The 23,969-nt window shown below is 50.6% G+C and carries 21 protein-coding genes, 3 tRNA genes and 1 pseudogene; 19 read left to right on the top strand and 6 right to left on the bottom strand.

All coding sequences use genetic code 11. The features are described from left to right. The first annotated feature begins 232 nt into the window (after positions 1–232). The 16 genes from clpP (at position 233) to JW984_03595 (ending at position 16,431) form a co-directional block, all read left to right on the top strand. On the top strand, positions 233–817 hold the full coding sequence (gene clpP / locus JW984_03670; protein ID MBN1572276.1) for an ATP-dependent Clp endopeptidase proteolytic subunit ClpP: 585 nt from the start codon (positions 233–235) through the stop codon (positions 815–817). Between the two features lie 505 nt (positions 818–1,322). Beyond that, a complete protein-coding gene (gene clpX / locus JW984_03665; protein ID MBN1572275.1) occupies positions 1,323–2,570 on the top strand; it encodes an ATP-dependent Clp protease ATP-binding subunit ClpX in 1,248 nt (415 codons plus the stop codon). Between the two features lie 79 nt (positions 2,571–2,649). Next, a complete protein-coding gene (lon, locus tag JW984_03660; protein ID MBN1572274.1) occupies positions 2,650–5,103 on the top strand; it encodes an endopeptidase La in 2,454 nt (817 codons plus the stop codon). A 420-nt stretch (positions 5,104–5,523) separates the two neighbouring features. Continuing rightward, a tRNA-Val gene (locus JW984_03655) sits at positions 5,524–5,599 on the top strand. 468 nt (positions 5,600–6,067) lie between these two features. Beyond that, complete coding sequence (locus tag JW984_03650; protein ID MBN1572273.1) at positions 6,068–6,586, top strand: permease; 519 nt, start codon at positions 6,068–6,070, stop codon at positions 6,584–6,586. A gap of 15 nt (positions 6,587–6,601) precedes the next feature. Beyond that, complete coding sequence (locus tag JW984_03645; protein MBN1572272.1) at positions 6,602–6,928, top strand: cation transporter; 327 nt, start codon at positions 6,602–6,604, stop codon at positions 6,926–6,928. Further along, positions 6,910–7,716 (top strand): cation transporter, encoded by an 807-nt coding sequence (locus tag JW984_03640; GenBank protein MBN1572271.1) that lies wholly within the window; start codon positions 6,910–6,912, stop codon positions 7,714–7,716. Before JW984_03645 ends, JW984_03640 begins: the two co-directional genes overlap by 19 nt. A 257-nt stretch (positions 7,717–7,973) precedes the next feature. Beyond that, a complete protein-coding gene (locus tag JW984_03635; GenBank protein ID MBN1572270.1) occupies positions 7,974–9,218 on the top strand; it encodes an acyl-CoA dehydrogenase family protein in 1,245 nt (414 codons plus the stop codon). An 82-nt stretch (positions 9,219–9,300) separates the two neighbouring features. Next, complete coding sequence (locus JW984_03630; GenBank protein ID MBN1572269.1) at positions 9,301–9,735, top strand: hypothetical protein; 435 nt, start codon at positions 9,301–9,303, stop codon at positions 9,733–9,735. Between the two features lie 296 nt (positions 9,736–10,031). Next, a complete protein-coding gene (locus JW984_03625) occupies positions 10,032–11,393 on the top strand; it encodes a replication-associated recombination protein A (GenBank protein ID MBN1572268.1) in 1,362 nt (453 codons plus the stop codon). A 77-nt stretch (positions 11,394–11,470) separates the two neighbouring features. Then, on the top strand, positions 11,471–12,070 hold the full coding sequence (locus JW984_03620) for a hypothetical protein (protein MBN1572267.1): 600 nt from the start codon (positions 11,471–11,473) through the stop codon (positions 12,068–12,070). 83 nt (positions 12,071–12,153) lie between these two features. Continuing rightward, positions 12,154–13,332 carry a hypothetical protein gene (locus JW984_03615; GenBank protein MBN1572266.1) on the top strand — a complete coding sequence of 393 codons (1,179 nt, stop codon included), beginning with the start codon at positions 12,154–12,156 and terminating at the stop codon, positions 13,330–13,332. A gap of 42 nt (positions 13,333–13,374) precedes the next feature. Next, on the top strand, positions 13,375–14,811 hold the full coding sequence (locus JW984_03610) for a pentapeptide repeat-containing protein (protein ID MBN1572265.1): 1,437 nt from the start codon (positions 13,375–13,377) through the stop codon (positions 14,809–14,811). A gap of 87 nt (positions 14,812–14,898) precedes the next feature. Further along, entirely contained in the window at positions 14,899–15,273 is a 375-nt protein-coding gene (locus JW984_03605) for a hypothetical protein (protein MBN1572264.1), read from the top strand. A 65-nt stretch (positions 15,274–15,338) separates the two neighbouring features. After that, complete coding sequence (locus JW984_03600; GenBank protein MBN1572263.1) at positions 15,339–16,118, top strand: class I SAM-dependent methyltransferase; 780 nt, start codon at positions 15,339–15,341, stop codon at positions 16,116–16,118. Positions 16,119–16,248: 130 nt separating this feature from the next. Beyond that, positions 16,249–16,431: a hypothetical protein gene (locus tag JW984_03595; protein MBN1572262.1), complete on the top strand. Its 183-nt coding sequence runs from the start codon at positions 16,249–16,251 to the stop codon at positions 16,429–16,431. A gap of 238 nt (positions 16,432–16,669) precedes the next feature. On the opposite strand, the gene JW984_03590 is transcribed toward JW984_03595, so the two are convergent. Next, a tRNA-Asp gene (locus JW984_03590) sits at positions 16,670–16,747 on the bottom strand. A 354-nt stretch (positions 16,748–17,101) separates the two neighbouring features. Continuing rightward, positions 17,102–18,778, bottom strand: coding sequence for a 5'-nucleotidase C-terminal domain-containing protein (locus tag JW984_03585; protein ID MBN1572261.1), 1,677 nt, complete (start codon positions 18,776–18,778; stop codon positions 17,102–17,104). A gap of 307 nt (positions 18,779–19,085) precedes the next feature. Between JW984_03585 and JW984_03580 the strand changes: the two genes are divergently transcribed. After that, on the top strand, positions 19,086–19,673 hold the full coding sequence (locus tag JW984_03580; GenBank protein ID MBN1572260.1) for a DUF2179 domain-containing protein: 588 nt from the start codon (positions 19,086–19,088) through the stop codon (positions 19,671–19,673). 76 nt (positions 19,674–19,749) lie between these two features. Here the strand turns inward: JW984_03580 and JW984_03575 are convergent. Both JW984_03575 and JW984_03570 read right to left on the bottom strand, forming a co-directional pair. Next, a tRNA-Pro gene (locus JW984_03575) sits at positions 19,750–19,827 on the bottom strand. Positions 19,828–19,911: 84 nt separating this feature from the next. Next, a complete protein-coding gene (locus tag JW984_03570) occupies positions 19,912–20,568 on the bottom strand; it encodes a ribulose-phosphate 3-epimerase (GenBank protein ID MBN1572259.1) in 657 nt (218 codons plus the stop codon). Positions 20,569–20,743: 175 nt separating this feature from the next. On the opposite strand from JW984_03570, the gene JW984_03565 reads away from it, so the two are divergent. Next, positions 20,744–21,388, top strand: a complete 645-nt coding sequence (locus tag JW984_03565) for a Crp/Fnr family transcriptional regulator (protein ID MBN1572258.1) — start codon at positions 20,744–20,746, stop codon at positions 21,386–21,388. A 475-nt stretch (positions 21,389–21,863) separates the two neighbouring features. On the opposite strand, the gene JW984_03560 is transcribed toward JW984_03565, so the two are convergent. Further along, on the bottom strand, positions 21,864–22,334 hold the full coding sequence (locus JW984_03560; protein ID MBN1572257.1) for a peptidylprolyl isomerase: 471 nt from the start codon (positions 22,332–22,334) through the stop codon (positions 21,864–21,866). A 180-nt stretch (positions 22,335–22,514) separates the two neighbouring features. Continuing rightward, positions 22,515–22,805: pseudogene (locus tag JW984_03555) on the bottom strand (nucleotidyltransferase family protein). Positions 22,806–22,991: 186 nt separating this feature from the next. Here JW984_03555 and JW984_03550 point away from each other — a divergent pair. Next, positions 22,992–23,651: a hypothetical protein gene (locus JW984_03550; GenBank protein MBN1572256.1), complete on the top strand. Its 660-nt coding sequence runs from the start codon at positions 22,992–22,994 to the stop codon at positions 23,649–23,651. Positions 23,652–23,969: the final 318 nt, after the last annotated feature.

Here is a 23,969-nt window from a genome sequence, read left to right as displayed (position 1 = left end):
GGGGCAAATTCGTGGGGTTGGTGGGTTGTGGTCAATTTTTATAAGGTGGAGGAACGGTGTGGAAGGGGTGAAGGTCTAAAGGGATGAGGAGCTGAGGGGATAGGGGATTGGAAGCTGGGGGGATTGGATAACAGATTATATCTAATAGTGATGTGAGACAGTATAATCGGGCAATTGGAAATATTATTGTAATTAAGATTGTGTTGTAAGATATTTCGAGGGACACCAGAATATGCCGCTGATACCTATGGTTGTGGAACAGGACGGGAGGGGGGAAAGGGCCTTCGATATATATTCGAGGCTCCTGAAAGACAGGATCATCTTTCTCGGCTCGACCATCAACGACGATGTTGCAAATATCGTGATCGCCCAGATGCTATTTCTCGAGGCGGATGACCCGGATAAGGACATCTCCATTTATATCAACTCCCCCGGGGGGATAGTAACGGCGGGGCTTGCCATCTACGACACCATGCAGTTTGTAAAGCCGAGCGTATCGACAATCTGCATCGGTCAGGCAGCGTCTATGGGGGCGCTTATTCTCTCCGCCGGCACCAAGGGGAAGAGGCTCGCCCTCCCCCACTCGAGGATTTTAATCCACCAGCCGATAGGGGGATTCCAGGGGCAGGCCTCGGATATCGATATCCAGGCTAGGGAGATATTGAGGATGAAGGAGGAGCTCAACAATATTCTCGTCAAGCACACCGGTCAGGATCCTGAGAAGATAAATATAGACACCGACCGTGACTTTTTTATGAGCGGTCAGCAGGCAAAGGATTACGGCATAGTCGACGATGTCATTTCCATGCGCAAATAGGTGCGGGGGATTGGGAGGTTGGGAGGAAATTTATATGGGGTATGGGATAATTGTGAATTGAGGGGGGGAGATTTGAGCGGGGTTGAGGGGTTTAGGGCAAAATTTATATGGGGGGAGGGAAGATATGATTGGTTGTGGAGGGCGGGGCAAATTTTGTGTATGGCAAGCGAAGAATGATTAATTGAAGGGGCGGGGCGAAGATTTGTGTGAAGCGAGGGATAGTTGATGGATCGAAGGGGCGGGGCAAAAGGGGGATGTGGGGTAGGGGGGAGGATGAATTGAAGGAACGGGATGAGGGGGGAGCAGGGATTGAATGGGAGGTATTTTTATATTTCCGACTAATAATATTGATAATAGGGCAATCTTGACAATAGAGTGACGGTAGGTTGATCGGGCAGTAGATTGATTGTGATTGATTGATTGATATTCGAGCCGATAAAAAGACAGCGTTGAAAAGTAAAAACAATACTGAAATAATCCGGGAATTTAATCCGAAAGGATAGAAATGAACGAACATAAAGGAAAAGAGAAAAACGGCGGGATGATTTGCTCATTCTGCGGGAAGAGCCAGAGGGACGTCAAAAAGCTGATAGCCGGCCCCACAAGCTTTATCTGCGACGAGTGCGTGGAGCTCTGCAACGACATCATCGCCGAGGAATACGAGAGGGAGGAGCTTACAAAGACGAGCGCGGATATCCCGAAGCCGGCCGAGATCAAGGCCTTCTTGGACGAGTATGTCGTGGGTCAGCAGAGGGCGAAGAAGATCCTCGCCGTTGCCGTTCACAACCACTATAAGAGGATAGGGACGGATACCAAGGGGAGCGACGTTGAGCTTCAGAAAAGCAATATTCTGCTTCTCGGCCCCACGGGATCGGGCAAAACGCTTCTCGCCCAGACCCTGGCGAAGTTCCTGAACGTCCCCTTTACCATCGCCGATGCTACAAGTCTGACGGAGGCGGGATACGTCGGGGAGGACGTCGAAAATATCATCTTGAACCTCCTCCAGACCGCGGACTATGACATCGAAAAGGCTTCAAAGGGGATCATCTACATCGATGAGGTGGACAAGATCTCTAAAAAGAATGACAATCCCTCCATTACGAGGGACGTCTCAGGGGAGGGGGTGCAGCAGGCCCTGCTGAAGATCATCGAGGGTACCATTGCAAACGTGCCGCCGAAGGGCGGAAGGAAGCATCCCCAGCAGGAGTTCCTCCCAGTGGATACGACAAACATCCTCTTTATATGCGGCGGGGCCTTTACGGGATTGGATAAGATCGTGGAGAGGAGGATGCACTCCAAATCCCTCGGTTTTTCGGCCGAAATAAGGACAAAGAAGGAGAGGAACATAGGAGAGCTTCTGGCAAACGTCCAACCGGAAGATCTTATAAAATACGGGCTCATACCGGAGTTTGCCGGAAGGCTTCCGGCTATAGCCACCCTTACGGAGCTTTCCGAGGAGTCGTTGATCAAGATATTGCAGGAGCCGAAAAACGCCCTGGTCAAACAGTACCAGAAGCTCTTCGAGCTTGAAAAGGTAAAGCTCAAGTTCACCGATGAATCCCTTGTGGCCATATCAAGGCTTGCTATGGAGAGGGGATCGGGGGCGAGGGGCCTGCGCTCGATTATGGAAAACATCATGGTGGACATCATGTACGAGATACCCTCTCAGAAAAATATCAAGGAGTGCATTATCAATGAGGAAGTCGTTTTGAATAAGGAAAATCCGATAATACTCTACGAAAAATCGGCATGATATTTGTTGGTTGATCTATCCTATTCAATCGGGGTCATTAGAACCGTTTGAATTTTCAAAAAAAAGGAGATTAGAATAGATGTTTTTCAAAAACGATAAAGATGACGAGACCTTTGAGATGGGTGATAATATACTTCCTCTTCTGCCGCTCAGGGACATCATCATCTTTCCGCACATGGTGGTGCCGCTGTTTGTGGGAAGGAAGAAGTCCATCAACGCCCTGGAGACGGCAATGGCGTCCGACAAAAGCATAATCCTGTCGGCACAGCTGAATGCAAAGATGGACGACCCGACCCCCGACCAGATATATAGGATTGGAACCGTCGGATCGATCATACAGCTCTTAAGGCTCCCGGACGGAACGGTGAAGGTCCTCGTCGAGGGGAAACAGCGGGCAAAGGTCAAGAGCTATATCCCGAATGAAGACTTCTTCTTGGTCGATGTTGAATATATAAAAGAGAACGACTTCGTAACGCCCGAGATCGAGGCCTTGATTCGGTCCATAAACAGCACGTTCGAGACGTACGCCAAGCTGAACAAGAAGATACCACCCGAGATGATAATGAGCGTCGCCTCCATCACGGAGCCCTCGAGGCTGGCGGACACCATCGTTACGCACCTCAACCTGAAGCTCGAGGAGAAGCAGCAGGTCCTCGAGATCGAGGACCCGTCCAAGAGACTCGAAAAGGTGTACTCCTATATGCAGAGCGAGATAGAGATACTGCAGATAGAGAGGCGCATCAAAAACCGGGTCAAGAAGCAGATGGAGAGAACCCAGAAGGAGTACTATCTCAACGAGCAGATGAGGGCCATCCAGAAGGAGCTGGGGGAAAAGGATGAGTTCAAGGCGGAAGTCAAGGAGATCGAAGACAAGATAAAGAAGAAAAAACTCTCGTCGGAGGCGTTGGAACGGGCCGATAAGGAGGTCAAGAAGCTCAAGATGATGTCTCCCATGAGCGCCGAGGCAACGGTTATCAGAAACTACCTCGACTGGATACTGGCGCTCCCGTGGAACGAGTACACCGAGGACAAGCTGGACATAGACGAGGCGACAAGGATACTGGACGAAGACCATTACGGGCTGAAAAAGCCGAAGGAGCGCATCCTCGAGTACCTCGCGGTGAAGCAGCTTAAGAACGACATGAAGGGGCCGATACTCTGCCTGGTTGGGCCTCCGGGGGTCGGAAAGACCTCCCTCGGCAGGTCTATTGCCCGCGCCACCGGCAGAAACTTCGTCAGGCTCTCTCTCGGCGGCGTTCGCGACGAGGCGGAGATCAGGGGACACAGGCGCACGTACATCGGGGCGCTTCCCGGAAAGATCATCCAGTACCTGAAAAAATCGAAGTCGTCAAACCCGGTCTACCTCATGGACGAGGTCGACAAGATGAGCACCGATTTTCGCGGTGACCCCTCTGCGGCGCTCTTAGAAGTCCTCGACCCGGAGCAGAACTTCACCTTCAACGACCACTACCTCGATCTCGACTACGACCTCTCGAAGGTGATGTTCATCACGACGGCAAACGTCCTGCACAACATACCGAAGCCTCTGCAGGACAGGATGGAGATCATACAGATAGACAGCTACACCGAGATAGAGAAGCTTCACATAGCCCAGCAGTTTCTGGTCAAGAAGCAGCGAAACGAGAACGGCCTGGAAGAGAAGAACGTTACGTTTACCGATAAGTCCATGCTCGAGGTCATCAGGAAATACACGAGGGAGAGCGGGGTCAGGAACCTCGAGAGGGAGATCGGCTCCATATGTCGAAAGGTGGCAAAGGACGTAGTGAGATACGGGAGGGAGTATTCCGTAAAGGTTACTCCCGCGAAGGTAAGAAAATACCTCGGCATCCCCCGCTATCGTTACGGCAAGGTCGAGGAGGAAGACCGCATCGGGATCGCCACGGGAATGGCCTGGACCGAGGTCGGCGGAGAGCTCCTGACAATCGAGGTCACCGTTGTTCCGGGCAAGGGAAAGCTTACCATCACCGGAAAGCTCGGCGAGGTAATGCAGGAGAGCGCCCAGGCCGCCATGAGCTACATCAGGGGTAGGGCGGAGGAGCTGGGACTCGACAGGGGCTTCTACCAGAACGTTGACCTCCACATCCACGTCCCGGAGGGCGCGATCCCGAAGGACGGCCCGTCCGCCGGAATCACCATCGCCACGGCCATCGCTTCGGCCTTAGCAAAGTTAAAGGTGAGAAGGGACATAGCCATGACTGGCGAGATCACCCTTCGAGGAAGAGTCCTCCCCATCGGCGGCCTCAAGGAGAAGCTCTTGGCCGCAAACAGGGGCGGCATAAAGGAGGTCATAATCCCGCGGGAGAACGAAAAGGATCTCGAAGATATACCCGACAAGATCAAAAAGTCGTTGAAGATCACACTGGCGGACCACATGGACAGCGTCATCAGTAAGGCCCTGGCCATAGCTAACCACGAGGAGTTCTTCAGAAAAAACAAGGAGGAGAAGGAAAGGGAGTTTCTGAAGGAAAAGGAGCAGCGGCAGTCGGATCCGCAGTGGCAGTCCGCCCACTAACGGAATTTGTCTACCAAACGGAGTTATCAAAAAAAGGGGAGTTAAGTCAATAAATGATTTTTTAAGCCAGCGGCGCTGTAAATACAGGCGGGATTGATTGGCGGTATAGGGGATGGTATGCGGATGTTGGATGTTAGTTGGCTGGTAGAATTGGGGTAAAGTGGTGACGGAAGATATATTAGAAGCCGTTTGTGAGGACTTGCAAGGCGTCGTGGGACGGGATTAAAAAAACCTTTTTATGGAAAATTAAAGACGGGGGGGCGACCCCCCGTTTGATTTAATGGTCAGCTCGAATGGGACTAAATCAAAAAGGACACAAAGGAGTATCGTATTGGACAACCCACTGTTTTGAAAACTTTTTGTCTTGACAAATCACGGGGGAAGTGAAAAAATAAAACTTTGGTCGATGATAACAGTTTTGGGCGGATAGCTCAGTTGGGAGAGCACCGGCCTTACAAGCCGGGGGTCGCAGGTTCAAGCCCTGCTCCGCCTACCAATAATCTCGAGGGGGTCGCGAGTTTTCGCGGCCCCTTTTTTCAGGGTATATAAATGAGTTGTAAGAAATCCCTATATATTTTGAAATGAAGTTTTGACACCCCGCCGTCAACCTTCTCGACGGTTTTCATCAATCTAAAATTTTCTTGTAAAATCCACACGCATCTCTTTGCAGCGGATCGAGACTTTAAATTTTTTTATGAATAATAATAGCGATCTGCTCAATGTGAAGTTCCCAAATCGTTAGATCTATTGTGGGTTAGGGACTTGACAGAGTTGAGGCGCTGAAAGTATAATATTCATCAGGTCAAATAACTTCCCATTGCAAGGCCTCCCGAAACTCAAAATATCAGCTGTTATCTTCGGGGAAAAGATGTGATGTTTCTGTCGCAGAGGACGCCGTGTCCCTCGGGAGGTGCAATCTTGACAATTCGGAGACTGAAAACAAAGATTTGAAGAGTGCCGAAACATGAGCAAAAAGGAAAGAAAGATGAACATGCTGGTTCCCACAATAATAATGGGAGTTGCCGCCCTGATCCTCCTCGTAATTGCGTATACAAAAGGGCGCCATATGGAGGGGCTGGGGGACGGAATAGCGATGTTTCTGGAGATTGTACCCCTTTTGATCTTCGCATTTATCATGGCCGGGATGATCCGAGTGCTGCTCCCCCAGGAGATGGTCGCCAACTGGGTGGGGGCGGAGTCCGGATTTCGGGGGATACTGATCGGAACGTTGGCGGGGGCGGTAACGCCGGGAGGGCCGTATGTCAGCATGCCCATCGCCGCCGGTCTCCTCCGGGCGGGGGCGGGAATGGGAACCATGGTTGCGTTTCTCACCGCATGGTCTATATGGGCGGTCGCCAGGCTCCCCCTCGAGGTAGGCATAATGGGCTGGAAGTTCACAGGCGTCCGTATCGCCTGCTCATTCTTCTTTCCGCCGATAGCCGGATTTCTGGCCCAAGTATTCTTTTCGGGCGTCAAGCCGTAGGATTTTGGAAAAAACATGCTCAACCGGCTGAATGAAAAAGTCGCGAGAACCTTCATCAGGGATTTTAACTACACGGACAACAAAAAGGTCTGTACAAGATACGGCCTCGTCCCAGGCTGGTTTTCCATCGTCGTGATTGTGCTGCTGTTCGTTGTGAATATAGCCCTCGTCCTGATGGCGCATTTAATATCTATAATTGCCACGGCCTTTCACCTCCTCTCCCCCCTCGCAAACTCGGTCATCCTTGTGGCGACCTTTTACGTGACCGCCCGCCCCGCCACCGAGAAGAATCCGTTCGGCTGCGGCCGAATGGAGCATATAATATGGCGCCCCTTATCATGACGGTCTTCCTATTCGTGTCGGCGATCTATATCGGCGAGACGTCGGTTCATCAGCCCGTGGGGCCGCACGGGGCCCGCTACTGGAGCGCGCTCCCCTGGATACTCTTGGGGACAATAATAATAAAGCTCTGGCTTGCCCAGTTTGTCCGTTTCCTTGCCGATACGGTAAGGTCGGAGACCATCTATGCAAACGCAACCCGCCATATAATCGAGGCTGTGATGACGTTTTTCGTGATCTGCGGCCTGATCATCGGTCATTCTTATCATTTCCCGGCGATAGACGGCTACATAGGGATCGTGGTCTCGGCCTGGCTGCTGTACCTCGGCCACACCCATGCGAGACACTCCATAATACCGATCTTGGGCAGGGCGCCGAGCCACGAGATATTGCAGAGAATTCCGCTCCACGCGGGGATTCCGGATAAATACGGCCCCGCCAGGATGCACGAGATAGCGGAGGCCTGCGAGGATAGGCTGAGAAAGACTTTAGTGGGTGAGAGCGTGTGCAACACCGATCCCCTTATCGAAAAGACCGCCGTAACGGATGCCATCGAAAAGAAATTCGTAGGGATCGCCGCCGACTTCCCGAACCTCAAGAGCTACCATCGATTTCGCGTGATCGGCGAGTCCCCAAAAAGGAAAATAATCGCGGCGGACATAAACCTCGACGACAATGTCCCTGGGTCCGACTACGCGGATATAGCCAAGGAGCTGGAGAGGGAGGTGGTCAGGAAGATACCTAACATAGCCTACCGTGTTTTTTCTATTACTCCCAAGTTCGCATACTAATATTAGATTTTTTTGTTTTGAGCATCCCCCACATTCCCGCCTACTGGGCTGGATTTTTGTATCCCGTTTTAACGGTGTGGACTTCGCCCCAATATTAAATTAATCGTAATTGCCGGCTTCAGCAACCTTTCCATCTTCCAACGTTCGGACATTGAACCTCATCAATTCCAATAAATATTCTCGTATTGACACATTATCTGTAATAGTGTTTAATCTCCATGAAGACTATTTTTTAGTTTATTTATGGAGATACCGCCATGTATAGAGACGCAATACTAAAGGAGCTTTACAGGGAGGAGGACGTAATTCTCATCGAAATGGCAAGGGATTTCACCGATGACGTGATCATGCCCGCAAGGCAGAAGATAGATGAAGACAAGGATCACGTGATTGTCCACGAGATTCTCGAAGGGCTTGCGAACCTCGGCTTTATGAGGGCGATCTGGCCCGAGGAGATCGGCGGGAGCGGCATGAGCTCCGCCCTTACCTTCACAGCGGCCTTAGAGGAGATCGCCCGGGGCGACGCGGGCATCGCCGTGAGCCTTGGCGTTACCCTCGGCTGGCTCTTCCTGCCCGCCACTCTGGAGAGAAACGAGGCTATAATAAATGATTTCGGAAAGAGATGCTGCGAAGACGAGCTTGTTCTCGGCTGCTTCAGCATGACGGAGGCGGGCGGCCCCAGGGGGGGCGGCGGGTGTGACATCGAAAATGTGAGCTTTCGCGGAAAAAAGATAGGAACCAGAGCGGCCCTTGACGGCGATTACTGGGTCTTAAGCGGCGAGAAGATGTGGGCGTCGAACTCCGGAATCGCCGGTTTATACCTTGTTACGGCGAATACCGATCCGTCCCTCGGGGATGAGGGGATAGCCCTGATCTACGTCCCCGCCGATGCCGAGGGCCTCTCGTTCGGGAAGTTTGAGAACAAGGCGGGCCTCCAGGCGGACAGGAACTGTCCCATGTTTCTGGACGGCGTAGTGGTGCCGAAGGAGTACCGCCTCGCCGGGCCGGGGAGGGACGCCGAGTGCCTTCATCAAAACCTGACCATAGGAAGGATCGGGAGCGCCGCCATGAGCATCGGATGCGCCCAGGGGGCGTTCGAGGCGGTCCTCGAATTCACGAAGGACAGGGTCGTGGGCCTTTCAGGAAAGCCGATCAGGCAGCACTCCATCGCCGCTTCAATGATAGCGGACATGGCAATAGGGATAGAGACCGCCAGAAACGCCTATGTGGCCGCCGCCTACAAGTACGACCACCCCGAGGAGTACGGCCCCAGCCATTCAACAGCCCAGCTGAGCCGGGCGTCGTTAGCAAAGGTTTACGCGGCGGAGGTCGCCATAAGCGTAACAAACAAGGCGATGGAGCTCATGGGTTCCTACGGCTACGTCAGGGAGTACAATGTCGAGAAATACTGGAGGGACTGCAAAATAATACAGCTGTGGGAGGGGGGAGCCCAGCTGGGTAGGTTCGATGTCTGCCGGGGCTATTACGATCTCGACCTCTAACGAGGGGAGACCCAAGACCGCAAAGACTTCCGTACTTTATAAAAAACGGATTTTAGGGAAATAGATAATCGAGGAGGATATTTTGTCTTACTTTAAAGATGCCGGGGAGTGCGAGGAGATACTCGGGGGATTCTTCAAGACCGTGTTTGAAAAATACAGCAAGGGCGACGCACTGGCGGTGGAGATAATCGATGCCTTAAAGGAAAGGGGGCTCGTGATCAAGTTTGTCTGGAGCGAGCCGGACGTGACCGTTACCTTAAGCTCCAGGGAAGACAAGTTCGGGGTGTTCATAAACGACGACTCCATCGAGCCGGTCGCCACCTTCACCCTGACCGCCGATAACGCCCATAAATTCTGGCACGGGAAGATCAAGCTCGTAAAGGCGCTCGCCACAAAACAGATAGTCGCCAAGGGGCCGATCCCGAAGATATTGAAGCTGCTCCCGATAATCGAGCCGTTGTACGACGAGTACCCAAAGTACCTGGAGGGTATCGGAAGGGGAGACCTGGTGCTGTAACTGTTTTGAAGAAGCATTTGATCGGCTCCTTGTGACATGTCAATCCCCTGAAGGCCCTTTGCATATCTTTTTCTCTCGACAAAGGGAAGGTTTTACCAAGATACTCCCATAATGTTGATTTACGTTTTTTTGACACCCTACTCCACATCGATCCGCTCACCCTCTCTTCAGAATATCCCTTGCCACAACGATAAATTCCTACTATAATCAACGAAATCGGTCTGCATCCGCTTCAAAAGGTCTTCAGCTTGGATTAAAAGTCCGAGAAATATCGATTATAGGCGATTAAAGGGTAAATGGACATCTTCGAGCACAAGGCGGAAAAAGAGATACGAAGGTCGGCCCCGCTGGCGGACAGGATTAGGCCGAGGTGCCTCGGCGAGTTCGTGGGCCAGGAGGAGATCCTTGGGGAAGGAAAGCTTTTGAGGAGATCGATCGAGGCCGACGAGCTTACCTCGATGATCTTCTGGGGGCCGCCCGGGACCGGAAAGACCACCGTCGCCCGAATCATCGCCGAAAAGACAAGGGCGAGGTTCGTATCCTTTTCCGCGGTGACCTCCGGGATAAAGGACGTAAAGGAGGTGGTAGCCGGGGCTAAGGAGGACAGGAAGTACTCGGGGTTGAGGACGGTCCTCTTCGTCGACGAGATCCACCGCTTCAACAAGGCCCAGCAGGACGTATTTTTACCTTACGTCGAGGACGGGACGATCATCTTGATCGGCGCCACCACCGAAAATCCCTCCTTCGAGGTAAACTCGGCCCTTCTCTCCCGCTGCCGTGTCTATGTCTTTTCCTCCCTTAAGCCTGAGGAGATGAAACTAATCATCGAGGCGGCGATCGGGGACGCCGAGAGGGGCCTGGGGGATTTGCCGATTGTAATCGACGACGAGGCGGTCGATCACCTCGCCTCCCAGTCGCACGGGGACGCAAGGATCGCCCTCTCAGGATTAGAGATCGCCGTCAAAAACACCCCGCCGGGAGAAGACGGCAGGATCGCGGTATCTCTCTTGACCGTGGAGGAGGCGATGCAGAAGCGGGCGCTGATGTACGACAAGGGGGGCGAGGAGCACTACAATATCATTTCGGCCCTTCACAAGTCGGTCAGGGACTCCGACCCGGACGCCGCCCTCTACTGGCTTATGAGGATGCTGGAGGGGGGGGAGGAGCCGCTGTACATCGCGAGGAGGCTCATTAGGATGGCGGTCGAAGACATCGGGATCGCCGATCCGAGGGCCTTATCGGTGGCTGTCGCCGCTAAGGAGACCTATCACTTCCTCGGGACGCCGGAGGGAGAGCTTGCCCTGGCGGAGGCGGTGATATACCTTGCCACGGCCCCAAAGAGCAACGCCGTCTACAGCGCCTTCATCCGTGCCAAAGAGGACGTGAAAAAATACGGCGCCCTGCCGGTGCCGTTGGTCATAAGAAACGCCCCCACCCGCCTGATGAAGGATATTGGCTATGGCAAGGGGTACAAGTACGCCCACGACTTCGAGGACGCCCGGGTCGACCAGAAGCGCCTCCCGGACGAGCTTGCCGAGAGAGTTTATTATCGCCCAACGGACAGGGGCTACGAGGGGAGGGTCAAGGAGTGGCTGGACGAGTTCAGGAAGAAGGTCGAGGCGGCAAGGGGGAAGGGGGAATCGAAGGAGAAAAAATAGTCGGTTTAAAGACCGATTATGGATTGATAATTTTAGGAACAAAAATGATTGAAAAATTTAGAAAATAGGAGAAGACTATGAAAACCAAAAAGTACGCCGTAACAGGTATCGCGCTTTTTTTGGCGATGACGCTTGTCAACCTTGCGTTCGCCGGGCCCCTCACCACCGATGACAAGGAGCAGGTCAAGTGGCTGCTCGGCTCCTTCGCGTCTTATGTAAACAACGGAAACGTTCCCGAGGTAGTGAAGCTCTTTTCAAAGAACATGGATCCCGCAAGAAAGCAGGCAATCACCGATGAGCTTTACAAAAAGACCGGGTTGAGGCTCGAATATTTCGCCGACCTGTCCGACTCCTCGATAGAGGAGGTCACCCCGGGCGTCCTCTACAAGGTGACCGGAAGATTCAAGGCGGAGGGCCCAAACTGGAACGTCTCGGGGTTGAAGGCCACCTTCACGGTCGAAAGGGCCGACGACGGATATTTCTACATCAACGACACCGACATCTTCGACAAGATGGGCCTCAAGGGCGTCGGGAAGATATTGGGCTGGATTGGGGGAATATTTTTGGTCATATTTATCCTCTTTGTCGCAGTGGTCATCCTGATCGTCGTCCTTATCGTCAGGAGTCAAAGGAAGAAAAAGCTGGTGGGCACGGGCGGCGGGCCGTCAACGGTGTAACGGAACGGCTCGATGAGTCCGCTTCGCCCCCTTTCATCATGGGCGGGTAGCTCTGTCTGTTTATAAGGCACGGAGGTGTGCAAATGAGATTAATAAAGTCAGTCCTCTCGGCGATATTTATCCTCTTTCTTGTATTTATCATCTCGGCCCTCGTTGCGGGGACGGCGGCCGTCGTTAAAATGAAATCCCCCCCGGAGCCGAGGCCGCTAATGCGTGTGATTATCTTCACCGAAATTGGAAACAAGATATTCGAGGTGGAGGGGAGGGACACCGGCGGCATGGACGTCGAGGGCCTCTTTACGCCGGGGCTAATTGGAAAGCTGAAGGGCGCCGGGTACGAGGTCTCCATGGCGGTGGACGACTTCGACAATCCGAAGTTCGTCTCGACAATAAAAAGGTTGAACTCGGCCGGGGTAAAGGTCTGGGTCTGGCCCCTCCACCCGATGGAGGACGGCTACTGGCTCGCCGCCGACAACGCCGACAAATTTCCCGCCCTCTACGGGAGATTCAAGAAATGGGTTGACGAGAACAACCTTGTGATTCAGGGCGTCATGCTCGACATGGAGCCGACGTACGCGGACGTCCAGAGGCTGAAGGAGGTGGTGAGGGAAGGGGGAATGACGGGCGCCGTAAAATATCTTTTGGGCAGAAGGGACGCGAAACTCAACGACGGGGCGAAAGCAATCTACGCCGACACGATAGTAAAAATTCGGGAGGACGGCTTCGAGGTCTCCACCTTCGATTACGCATACATCATCGACGACCGCCTCGACGGCGACAGTTCCATCGCCCAGATGTTTCACATCGTCTCGGTCGACGCCGACTTCTCCGTCTCGATGCTCTACCGCAGCTTCTTCAAGGACTCCGGCTTGGGCACCGGCGGGGCAAACGTCCTCTCCTACGCTTTGGCCCTAAAATCTGATGGGGGCAACTCCGCCGGCATCGGGAGCTACATGAAGGACTATCTCGACGTGGAGGACCTCAAGGAGGACATCAGGATCTCCGCGAGGTGCTCGCCGGTGGTTCACATCTACAACCTCGAAGCGCTCGTCGGTCGGGGGTGGCTTGACGAGATCGAAAAGGTCAATATCGAGGAGCCTATCGACATATCGATTGCAAGCGCGCTGACGATCTTCGGCTACAGGACGTTCTTTTTCCTCCTGGACCTCTTCACCGGCGCGAGCAGGGCGTATTCGCTGCCGGTTTTATTCGGCTTGCTTATTTTCCTGACTGTCTTCTTCTATCGGAGGAGGAGGGGATGATGTTTGGGGATGTTTTATTGAAATAGCTTTTTTGAAAAGAAGATGTGTGATTATAAAGGAATATTTGGAGAGGATAATAAGTGCCCCCATCCTGATTACGGGCCGGGAAAGGATGGTGAAAAAAACTTCTGCATCTTCCACAACGACAGAGAGGATAAGGATGCAGAGAAATTCTACCAAGAATTCAAAAAGCTCTATAAATCAGGGAAGCACTATTTCCGGGGCTTTATATTCCCGGAAAGTTTCGATTTCAGGAAGTTGAAGGAGGAGACCGGAGATCTCGAGTTTAAAGAGGCTAGCTTCGGGGGAACGAAATTCTCGGGAGTGGCCTACTTCGCAGGGGCGACATTCTCGGAAGAGACCGATTTCTCAAAGTCGACATTCTCGGAAGAAACCAACTTCAGTGTGGCGACCTTCTCGGGAGAGGCCGACTTCGAAGAAGCGACATTCTCAGGAAAGACCGACTTTGGATATGCGGCATTCTCGGAAAGGGTCTCCTTTGGGTGGGCGTCATTCTTGAAAACATGTAAAGTCATTTTTAAAGGAAAAACTTTCGATGACAACTCAGAAGTTTATTTTGGCAATTTAAACATAGAAAAAGAAGCTGATTTGATTTTTTATAGAGTCGATCTTAATCGACTGAGATTTATTAAAACAGATCTCAGAAAAATAAATTTCGTAGATGTTACTTGGACTGGTAAAAAATATGGATCCTCATCTTATTTAGGCAGACTTAAGCTATTCGATGAGAAGTATCAGGGAAAGGGATGGTTCATACAAAGCTTCCAACACTTGTGGTATCATTTTAAATTTTGGCTTTTTATTTTAAAAGAAAAAGTCATAAAACAGAAAAAGGAAAATCAATCAAAAGCTATTTTCAGAAATACATATTTTAAAATTCTAACATGGTTGAAAATATCAATACCGAAAGAAATAGAACAGGAACATTATGAAGTCTACCGTCTTTATAACCAGCTTATAAAAAATTATGAAGATACAAATCGCTATCACGAGGCTGGTGACTTCTTTGTTGGCGCCATGGAGATGCGGAGGTTCGGTAGATTCGAGAAGAGGAGCATCAGGATGCTCCTCGGCCCATATAAATGGATATCCCTCTATGGAGAAAGGCCAATAAGGGCTCTTTGCTGGCTTGTAGGCCTGATACTCCTCTTGGGTCTAATCTACGGCAACCTTATCGGCGTCTTGCCAAAGAACAATACTTTACGGCAGGTATATCAAAAGGGAGGAATTGAAACAATAGTCGACAAATATACAGGTAAAGGCTCTTACGATAATTACGTAAACGGCCTCAACATGAGCCTCAATTACCTGACCTTTGGAAAGGTGGAGACACCTCATGAGCTGAGGTACACAAGGTACGGCTTTCTTCTGCAGGCGGCCGAGGTAGTCTTCGGCGCGGTCTTCCTCTCCCTCTTCATCCTCGCCATGAACCGGAAGTTCCGGCGGATGAAGGATTGAGTGTATGGGTTTTAAGCCCAACATCGTTAAAATAGAAGCAGGTTTTTTTATCAGAGTATGTAATTAATTCACTTTGGAGGCTAAAAAATGGACAAGACCCTTTTGATAACCGGAGGCGTTTTCAACGTCCTCTTTGTGCTTTATCATTTGACGTTCTGGAAGAATCCCAAACTCAACTGGGCGGAGGAGCTGCCCCGCCTGAATGATGTCAACCGCGCCATCCTTCAGGTGACGAATGTGATGATGATATACGTGTTCCTCTTCTTTGCCGCGCTCTCGTTTCTGTTATCGGCACAGCAGTCACGGAGCGCGATAAGTAACGCGGTGATTCTGTTTATCGGCGGATTCTATCTGATAAGGGCGATCCTGCATTTCCCGCTCTTCGGGGTTGCAAAGATCGGCGTGATAATCTTCATAGTCTGTCTTCTGATCTCCGGGTGCTACTTCGCGGTGCTACTTTAATTCTCCGGCGGTCGGATTTTCTGGCTTTTGCGTCGATTTAATAGGATAAAATAGATAAAAGAATCATGATAAATCCCGTTTATGATGAAATCGGGAAGGTCTACTCAAAATACCGAAGGGCGGATCCGAGGTTCGTTGACGCCGTCGTTCGGCTCCTCGATCTGCCGGCGGGAAGCATCGTGGCCGACATAGGCGCCGGCACGGGAAATTACAGCCGGGCGCTCGGCGATTGCGGTCTTTCGGTTGCGGCGGTCGAGCCGTCGCCGGTCATGTGTGATCAGGCGGCACCTCATAAAAATGTCCGGTGGATCATGGGCGCGGCCGAAAACATCCCTATCAATAACAACGCCGTGGACGGCGTCATTGCGATATTCTCCCTGCATCACTTTAACGACCCGGGGCGGGGCATCGAGGAGATGGCGAGAGTCTGCCGGGGGCCGATCCTTCTGTATACCTTCGATCCGCGGGAGATAGAAAGGCCCTGGATAGGGGACTATTTCCCGTCTATCTGGGACGGCTCTTATAATCTTTTTCCGTCCATTGAGGATACATGTAACTCGATAAGGGGGATCACAAACGGCGAGGTCACTGCCCATAGGTTCGATCTCCCCCAAGACTTTTCTGATTTCTGCCTAATGGCGGGATGGCGAAGGCCCCATATCTACCTCGATTCTGAGGTAAGGGCGTGCATGTCCGGATTCGCCCTGGCGGACCAGGAAGAGGTGGAGGACGGGATTTTAACCCTTAGAGGCGATCTGGAGTCCGGACGGTGGGAGGAGAAATACGGGAGGCTCAACTCGATTGACAGTTACGACTGCGGCTACCGCTTTATCCTTTCCAAGTAGAGATTGATTTTTTGCTTCGGCTTGTGAGAGATAAAGAGGGCGTTCATATTTACTGACCATGAGCCGAAGTTCATGGCGGATTGAGTGTTGAAGAATTGTAATGGATTCAATTTTATCTTAGGAGGCAAAAATGCCCGAGCCAGGATGCGCGACGTGCCCGTTCAGGGCGAAGTACGACAAAAACCCGAAGTCGATATTGGGGAGAATCTGGAGGTGGCACATAAACTTCTGCCCCGGCTGGAAGAAGTACATGGAGTCGCTTTCGGATGCCGAGAGGGGAAAAATCGTCAAGCAGTACGGCCTTAAAAAATAGGCTTCGGCGGCGGGATCGGTGTTTTTGGGAGGTTCTTTAAGGCCGCTGTAGTTTTAATCCTATGCAGGGCGGGATGCACCCGGAGTGCCCATTTATGCCCACATAAAAATGGGCCAAGGCATTTGCCCCGGCCCCCTTTGGAAAGCACTGACGGTGTCGAAGGGGATAAAACCTCACTATTTTAATTAAGCGCCTATTAAAAGAGGCCAAGACATTTGCCCTGGCCCCTTGTAATTGCTGGCGGGAGCGACGAGACTCGAACTCGCGACCTCCGGCGTGACAGGCCGGCGTTCTAACCAAACTGAACTACGCCCCCGCAGTCTTCGTGTCATTTGAAAAAGAGCCTAAACCCCAATCACCGGACAAGAAAAATAGACTTTTCCGTGTCCGGCTGTGAGATAGATGACATATCTGAGTATTATTTTAACAAGGGGGGGATGAATTGTCAATATTAAATAAAGGAAATGAGAAATAAATTGATTAATAGTTATTCGGGGCCTTATCGTAGCCTTGTGCTTAAAAATAGCGTTTAAGGGCCGTCGAGTCTTGCTCCCAGGGGCAAGGACAAAAAGAGGGGGTGAAATCTCTTCACCCCCTCAGTATCTTTTATTCGGATGTCGCTATAGACGGGCTGCAATACTTAAAATTGGAGGAACTCGGCGATTCCAGCCTATTTTCTTTCCTTTACCACTATCCTCCCCTCGGTATCGGGCTTGACCGGGCCCATCTTTGCCAGGTAGGCCAACAGGACGTCCACGATGTCAACGGTCGTGTCTGTCTTTTTCGCAGAGATGAAGGGATAGTAGCCGTCCCCGCCGGAAGCGGTCCAGGACGTAACGTAGACCTTGTATGTATTGTCTCCCTTAATCGGAACCCACTGACCGTTTTCCTTTACCTTTGCGGAGACGAGCCTCTCCCCCGGAAAGATGATCCTGCTGAGATTTCTCCCGTCGTACTCGGCGCTGAAGGGCCTGCCCGAAAGGTCGATCTCGATCTTTAGGCCGCTGATCTGGAAGAATCCCCCGTCGGAAACCCTCTCGTCCAGCTCGGCGCCGTCCCCGTCGATAATAACCGCTGAAGCACTCATCTCAAGCACGGTCATCAGCTCCTTTCCCGAAAGCGATACCTCGTAGATCGTATTGGAGAAGGGATGAATCTTGAGGAGCGTGCCGTAGGTCAGGGGGCCCTTCTTGTAGATGCAGTTGCCCCGTATCGTGCCTCCGTTGAGCAAGGCGATCGGGTTTTCGGCGCCCTTTTCGGCAAACCAGTCCGCCCACGCATCGGTGATGAAATCTCCGAGGTTGGTCTCTATTGTCCTGACGTTGTTCGATATGGCGTCGAGGTCTACGAGGGTCTCCCCGACGGGCCTGTTCATTCTTTTATTGAGCTCTTTTTCGTACTTTCCCTGGTATTTGGCGATCTCCTCAATGCTCCCGACCGTCTCGTCCAGAAGGACCGTTTTCCAGCCGGAGGATACGACCCTTCCCCCCGCCACGTCAAAGGAGAGTATACCTATCTCCTTTGCGTTGACTCCGGCCTGCACGACGATGGTCTCCCAGCCCCTGGGGCCCTTGACCTTCTCGTAGAATGTATCGTGGCTGTGTCCCCCCACGATTATGTCGATGCCGGCGACATCCCTGGCGACCTTTTCGTCCATCTCCTTGCCTACGTGGGTCAGGGCGATTACGATCGAGGCGCCGCCTTCTCTCAGGGCCTTAACCATCTCCATCGAGACAGATGTCAGGTCATTGTCGACTATCACGTCCGACCCTACGGAGGAAACTCTGGGGAGGTCTGGGGTCATAAGGCCGAAGAAGCCGATCTTTACCCCTGCGACCTCTTTTATGACAAACGGCTTTACAATGGCCGCAAGCTCCGGGTCTTTAATGGTGATGTTTGAAGAGACGGTGGGGAACTCGGCGACCTTCATCGCTTTTTTACAGGCTTCGCTTCCCAGGTCGAAGTCGTGGTTGCCGAGACATGTAATGTCGTATCCCGCCATGTTCATCGAGGTTATCTCCGGGACGCCGTCAAAGCTCCTGAAGAAGAAGCCCATCAAGTTGTCGCCCCCGGAGACCAGAAGAGTCGCCCCGTTCGTCAGCTCGTTCTCGCGGTTCGCCACGGCGGCGATCCGGTCCATCCCGCCCACAAGGATCGCGACCTTTTCGCCGTCCCTTGTGACCTTGGTCTCATAGGGGAGGATGTTGCTGTGGATGTCCGAGACGGTAACGAGGGATAAATGTTTTGCGGGGGCGGTTGGGACAGGGGTAACTCCGGCACAGGCGGCGATGATCACAGAAAGGGAGAGAAGCAGTGTAATCGACAGGAAAAGTTTTCTTCGATTCATAGAACACCTCAATTTAAAAAAGAAATTTTTTTGCCAAAAAAACGAAGAGACCCTGCTCAAGGCCCGCTCGTTTTATCTCGAACTATTTTACAATATGCTTCTTGAAAAGGGCAAGGATATTGTGAACAATCACTTTTCTTTTTTGAATAAATAGTAATTTGTTTGACTTACTTGAATAAGGGCGGGTATATAACACATTACAGATAGAAGATGTTGTATGATTTAATCCCCTTTTCGGCGTTTTTTTGTCATCTTCACTCGTTTAAGTGGTATACTTTAAAAAAGACCGGACTAAGAGGAGTTTTAAATGTTCGGAGATACGACCTTTCTGGGGACCGTTATGGTTCCCATTCTAATCTGTGTCGCAAGGATAGCCGACGTCACTCTCGGAACGATTCGGATCATCTACGTTTCAAAGGGGATGAAAATCCTTGCTTCCATACTCGGTTTTTTCGAGATTCTCATTTGGCTTTTCGCCATTGGGCAAATTATGGGCAACCTCACGAATCTCGTTAATTACTTCGCCTATGCTGTTGGTTTTTCTGTCGGTGTTTTTGTAGGAATAGCCATTGAGGAAAAGCTTTCTCTCGGCATCTTGATGCTTCGTATCATAACCAGAAAGGACGCCGCCGAGCTCGCCGACTTTTTAAAATCCGCCGGCTTTGGCGTCACCACGGTGGACGCCAATGGTATATACGGACCGGTGAAGGTGATCTTTACCATCATCCAGCGAAAGGAGCTGTTAAATATCACCGAGATCATCAAGAAATTCAACCCGAATGCGGTCTATTCGGTGGAGGACGTGAGGTACGTCAGCCGGGATCCGTTCTCCAGCAATCACTTATTGAAAAAAGACTTTCTCGGATTGTTCAGGTTCTTCAGAAAGGGGAAATAGCATCAGCCCGATTGCTGAATAGAGGTGTAGGCGGGATTGAAAAAGGGGCACCGACTTTCCGTGCCCCATAAAAAACTGGTCGGGATGAGAAGATTTGAACTTCCGACCTCCTGCTCCCGAAGCAGGCGCGCTAACCAGACTGCGCTACATCCCGATAAACTAACAATATATCAGAAACTAAATCCGTTTTCAATAGACTTTTTCAATAGACTGTTTAAAAAGCTTTCATAAATTGGGTTTAGATATTCGCCTTCAGCCCGGCTATTGCTTTTTTGTAATCGTTCGCTCCGAAGACCGAAGACCCCGCCACGAATACATCGACGCCGGCCTCTGCGGCGCCGGAGATCGTTTCCGCCGTTATCCCCCCGTCGATCTCGATGATGACGCTGTCAAGCTCCCTTTCGGTCAGGGTTTCTTTCAGTGCCCTGACCTTATCCAGTGTGTACGGGATGAACTTCTGGCCGCCGTACCCCGGGTTTACGCTCATGATCAGGACCATGTCCACGATCCCGAGGATGTCGTATATCGTCGTCACAGGAGTCCCGGGATTTACGGACACCCCCGCCCGCTTCCCCAGCGACTTGATATGCATGATGGAGCGGTCCATGTGGGGGGTCGCCTCCTGGTGGATCGTGATGATGTCGGCGCCGGCGCTCGAAAACTCCTCGATGTAGCGCTCCGGCTCCGCGATCATTAGGTGGACGTCAAGGGGAAGGTTCGTTACCTTCCTTATCGATTTCACCACCGGGATCCCGATGGAGATGTTCGGGACAAAGACGCCGTCCATGACGTCTACGTGAATCCAGTCCGCCCCGGCCGCCGTAACAGCGTTAATCTCCTCTCCGAGGCGGGAGAAGTCTGAGGCTAAGATTGAGGGCGCAATCAGCTTTTTCATGGTATCTTCTTTATTTACTTTTATCCGGCGGCTTCCCAAGCCGACTCCAATGTGATGAATTTTTATATATACAGTATTTCCGTGGCCTTGTCAATAAGTCTTGACTTATTTACCGTTATCCACTATAAAAATATCAGGATTCATATTTTACTACAATAATAGGAAAGATTTCTGAATGGAAAAGCTGTACGATAAATTCGGCAAATCCATCCCCAAGGGGACAGTCATATTCAACGAGGGGGAGTCCGGCGACGATATGTTCATCATCCACGAGGGGAAGGTGAAAATCTCAAAGAAGGCCAGGTCAATAGAGACCACGCTGGCAGAACTTAGCAAGGGCGACTTCTTCGGCGAGATGGCGATCCTTGAAAGGGGCACCAGATCCGCCACGGCCGTTGCCTTAACGGATCTTAAGGTGCTCGTACTCGACGAGAAGACCTTCGAGTCGCTTTTAATGAGCAATCCCAACGTGGCGTTGAGGATGATGAAGAAGATGGCCGAGAGGCTGAGATCCGCCGATCAACGAATCGAGACGCTCTTGTTCAAAGACGCCACGAGCAAGGTCGTGGACATGATCAGCAAGATTGCAAACGAGAAGGGGATAGAGTCCGACAAGGGGATGGTTGTGAAGATAACCGTCTCTGACCTTGCGGGGAGGGTCGGACTCGACATAGACAAAACCAGGAACGTTTTGGATTCGCTGGTTGAGAGGAAGTTTCTGCTCCTGGGCGACGATCAGCTGACAATAAGGAATCCGAAGAGCCTGAACAAGATATTGAGCTATATCGAGCTTAAGGAGCAGTTAGGGGATATTATCTGATTTGGGGTGGTGTTTGGAATTGAAAAGGGGGTTGGGGGTAGGTGGGCGGCATCGACAGGTTCTTGTCTTAATAGGGGGCATCATTAATAACTGTCATTGCGAGGAGCGATTTTAAAAAACGCGACGAAGAAATCGGGTGATGCTAGCCGGGGAGGTTGTAAAGGAAGCTTTGCTTGATACGGCTTGACCCATTAAAACACGAGATTGCGGTGCTCCATGAAAACACGGCCGACAAAAAAGCCCTTCGTCTAAGAAGGGCTGGGCTTGTGGACAAGGGGCTTAAGCCCCTTGTCTATCCATTTTCTGTCTATCGTCTATCCTTAGGAAAAAGTTAAGTACTACAACTGCTTGTTCTTCTCTTTCTTTAACATGGCACTATAATAACAAAGTCCTCGTTAGAAAACGAGGACTTTGTCAGAAGTCTGAGCCCTTCTTATTGAAGGACTTTCATGTTCTTCCCTGTAACCCGCAGCCGTTACAGGATCTCCGCTTTTATTATCTTTACTTCATCAATGGGCTTGTCGTTCGAGTCCGTTTTGACCTTTCCCATTTTATCCACCACGTCCATCCCGTCAACGACCCTTCCGAAGACGGGGTGGTTTTTGTCCAGGTAGTTGTTGTCCACCAGGTTGATGAAGAACTGGCTGCTCCCCGTGTTCGGGCCCCTGTTCGCCATCGAGATGGTGCCTCTGTCGTTCTTGCTGTTTTTCGTGAACTCGTCCTTTATGTTGGGGATGCTGGGGTCGCCCATCCCCGTTCCGGTGGGGTCTCCGCCCTGGATCATGAAGTCGTCTATGATCCTGTGGAATATCACCCCGTCGTAGACCCCCTTCTTGACGAGGTTTTTAAAGTTCCCCGCCGTAATCGGCGTGTCCGGGTACAGCTCTATGGTTATGTCTCCCATGTTCGTCTTCAGTAACACCTTTGCGGCCGTGCCTTCGGTCATTTTGGATCTCCTTTTTTTGTTTTTGCCATAATAGGTGAAAAACGGGGTGAATGTCAAGGGGAAGGTCGATTAATCCCCGGAAGGTGAGTCGATGTTAAAGAATAAAATATTAGGGGAAGATAAACAGAAAGATTAGATCGATCGAATCGCGTATGTGCGAGAGGTAGATACGGTCATCCTTCATATCGGCACCGCTTCCGCGAGTATACGTTCCTTGAGATAAGGACTGATTCCCCCCTCCGTAACGACCTGTACCTTACAGCCCAGGAGTTCTTCAAGTTTGTCGTTGAAGGCGACCAGGTCGATGAGCGTGCAGCCCCACTCGAACTACACGAGAATATCCAGATCGCTTGACTCGTCCGCCTCGTTTCTTGAGGCAGAGCCGAACAAGCGGACGTTGCTCGCCCCGTAGCGCTTTGCGGTCGCGAGTATCTCTTCCCGTTTTTTCCTTAATGTGTCCTGAATGCTCATTGTTCCTGTATCCTTCCTGACTTGTTTAATTATAGAGAAGTCTTGATAAAAAATCAAGAGGTACAGTTTTGAGAGAAAATGGGGATAGGATTAAAATTTATCTTCAAATCTCCGATTTTCGCCCAAAAACCGCTTTACAAAAGAGACAAATTTATCAATAATCAAAAAGTATTTTCGGAGGGGAAAATGGGCGAAAACATAATTATCAGAAGGGATTTCTCAAAAATTACTGGAATAATTTCAGCATTGGTAATAGCTTCGTGTTTGATCGGATTATTAACGGGGTGTGCTACGCTAAAACCGGTAAATAAAAAAACTGATGATACAGTTCAGCCTAAGGGTTTTTATGACTATTCCAAAAATGAAATTCAGGACATGTCTTGGGAAGAAGTAAAACCTCTATTAGACACTCCTGACAAGGTTGAAGATTATTTGTTAAAATATACGAAAATTAGGTTTAAAGAAGACAGAGGACAACATCTTCAAACACCTCAAGAGACCTTGGATAAAGAAACTGGGGATTGTGAAGATTTTGCAAACATAATAAGAGATGCACTTCAATTCCATGGTTATGAAGCAGGTTTTTTAAGTTTAGAATTTGAATATAAAGGTAAAATATATTCTCACTCGGTTGGAGCATTTAGAGGCAAAAATAATGGAAAATGGTGTTTTATCGAAGGATTTAGTGTAAAAAATTCAAATCTTAATAAAGGAACATATGGTCCTTTTGATAATTTTGATGATATGGCAAAAAAAATTGCAAGAAAGTTAGGTAATTCAAAGTTATTAGATTATAGAATAGACTACACAGAAGCAAGTTTTAAAAGCTTTTTCACGGAAAAATAAATTTCTATTTCCCTCCAATTTTACCATATAATAAGACATTATCTGCATAATAGGTGTAATAAGAATCAACTTTTAAGAAGATAAAAAACGCTGTCATTGCGAGGATCAATTTTTTATTGAACATGGACGAAGCAATCGAGTAGTTACACCGAGATAAAAATAAGAAAAACCCGATTGCCGCGCTCCTCTTTTTTAAATAAAGATCTCGCTCGCAATTACAAAGACACAATATAATGTGTAAAAGTCAAGCACCTTCCGTACAGTATGTCCTCTCGGGGCCGCCGATTTAGGCGGCTTCCTTTGGTATCTCGTTTCTTT

It is taken from the genome of Candidatus Zymogenus saltonus, assembly GCA_016929395.1.
GTDB classification, from domain to species: domain Bacteria; phylum Desulfobacterota; class Zymogenia; order Zymogenales; family Zymogenaceae; genus Zymogenus; species Zymogenus saltonus.
The sequence above is the reverse complement of the archived record's forward strand: the minus strand, read 5'-3'. Positions and strand labels throughout refer to the sequence as shown.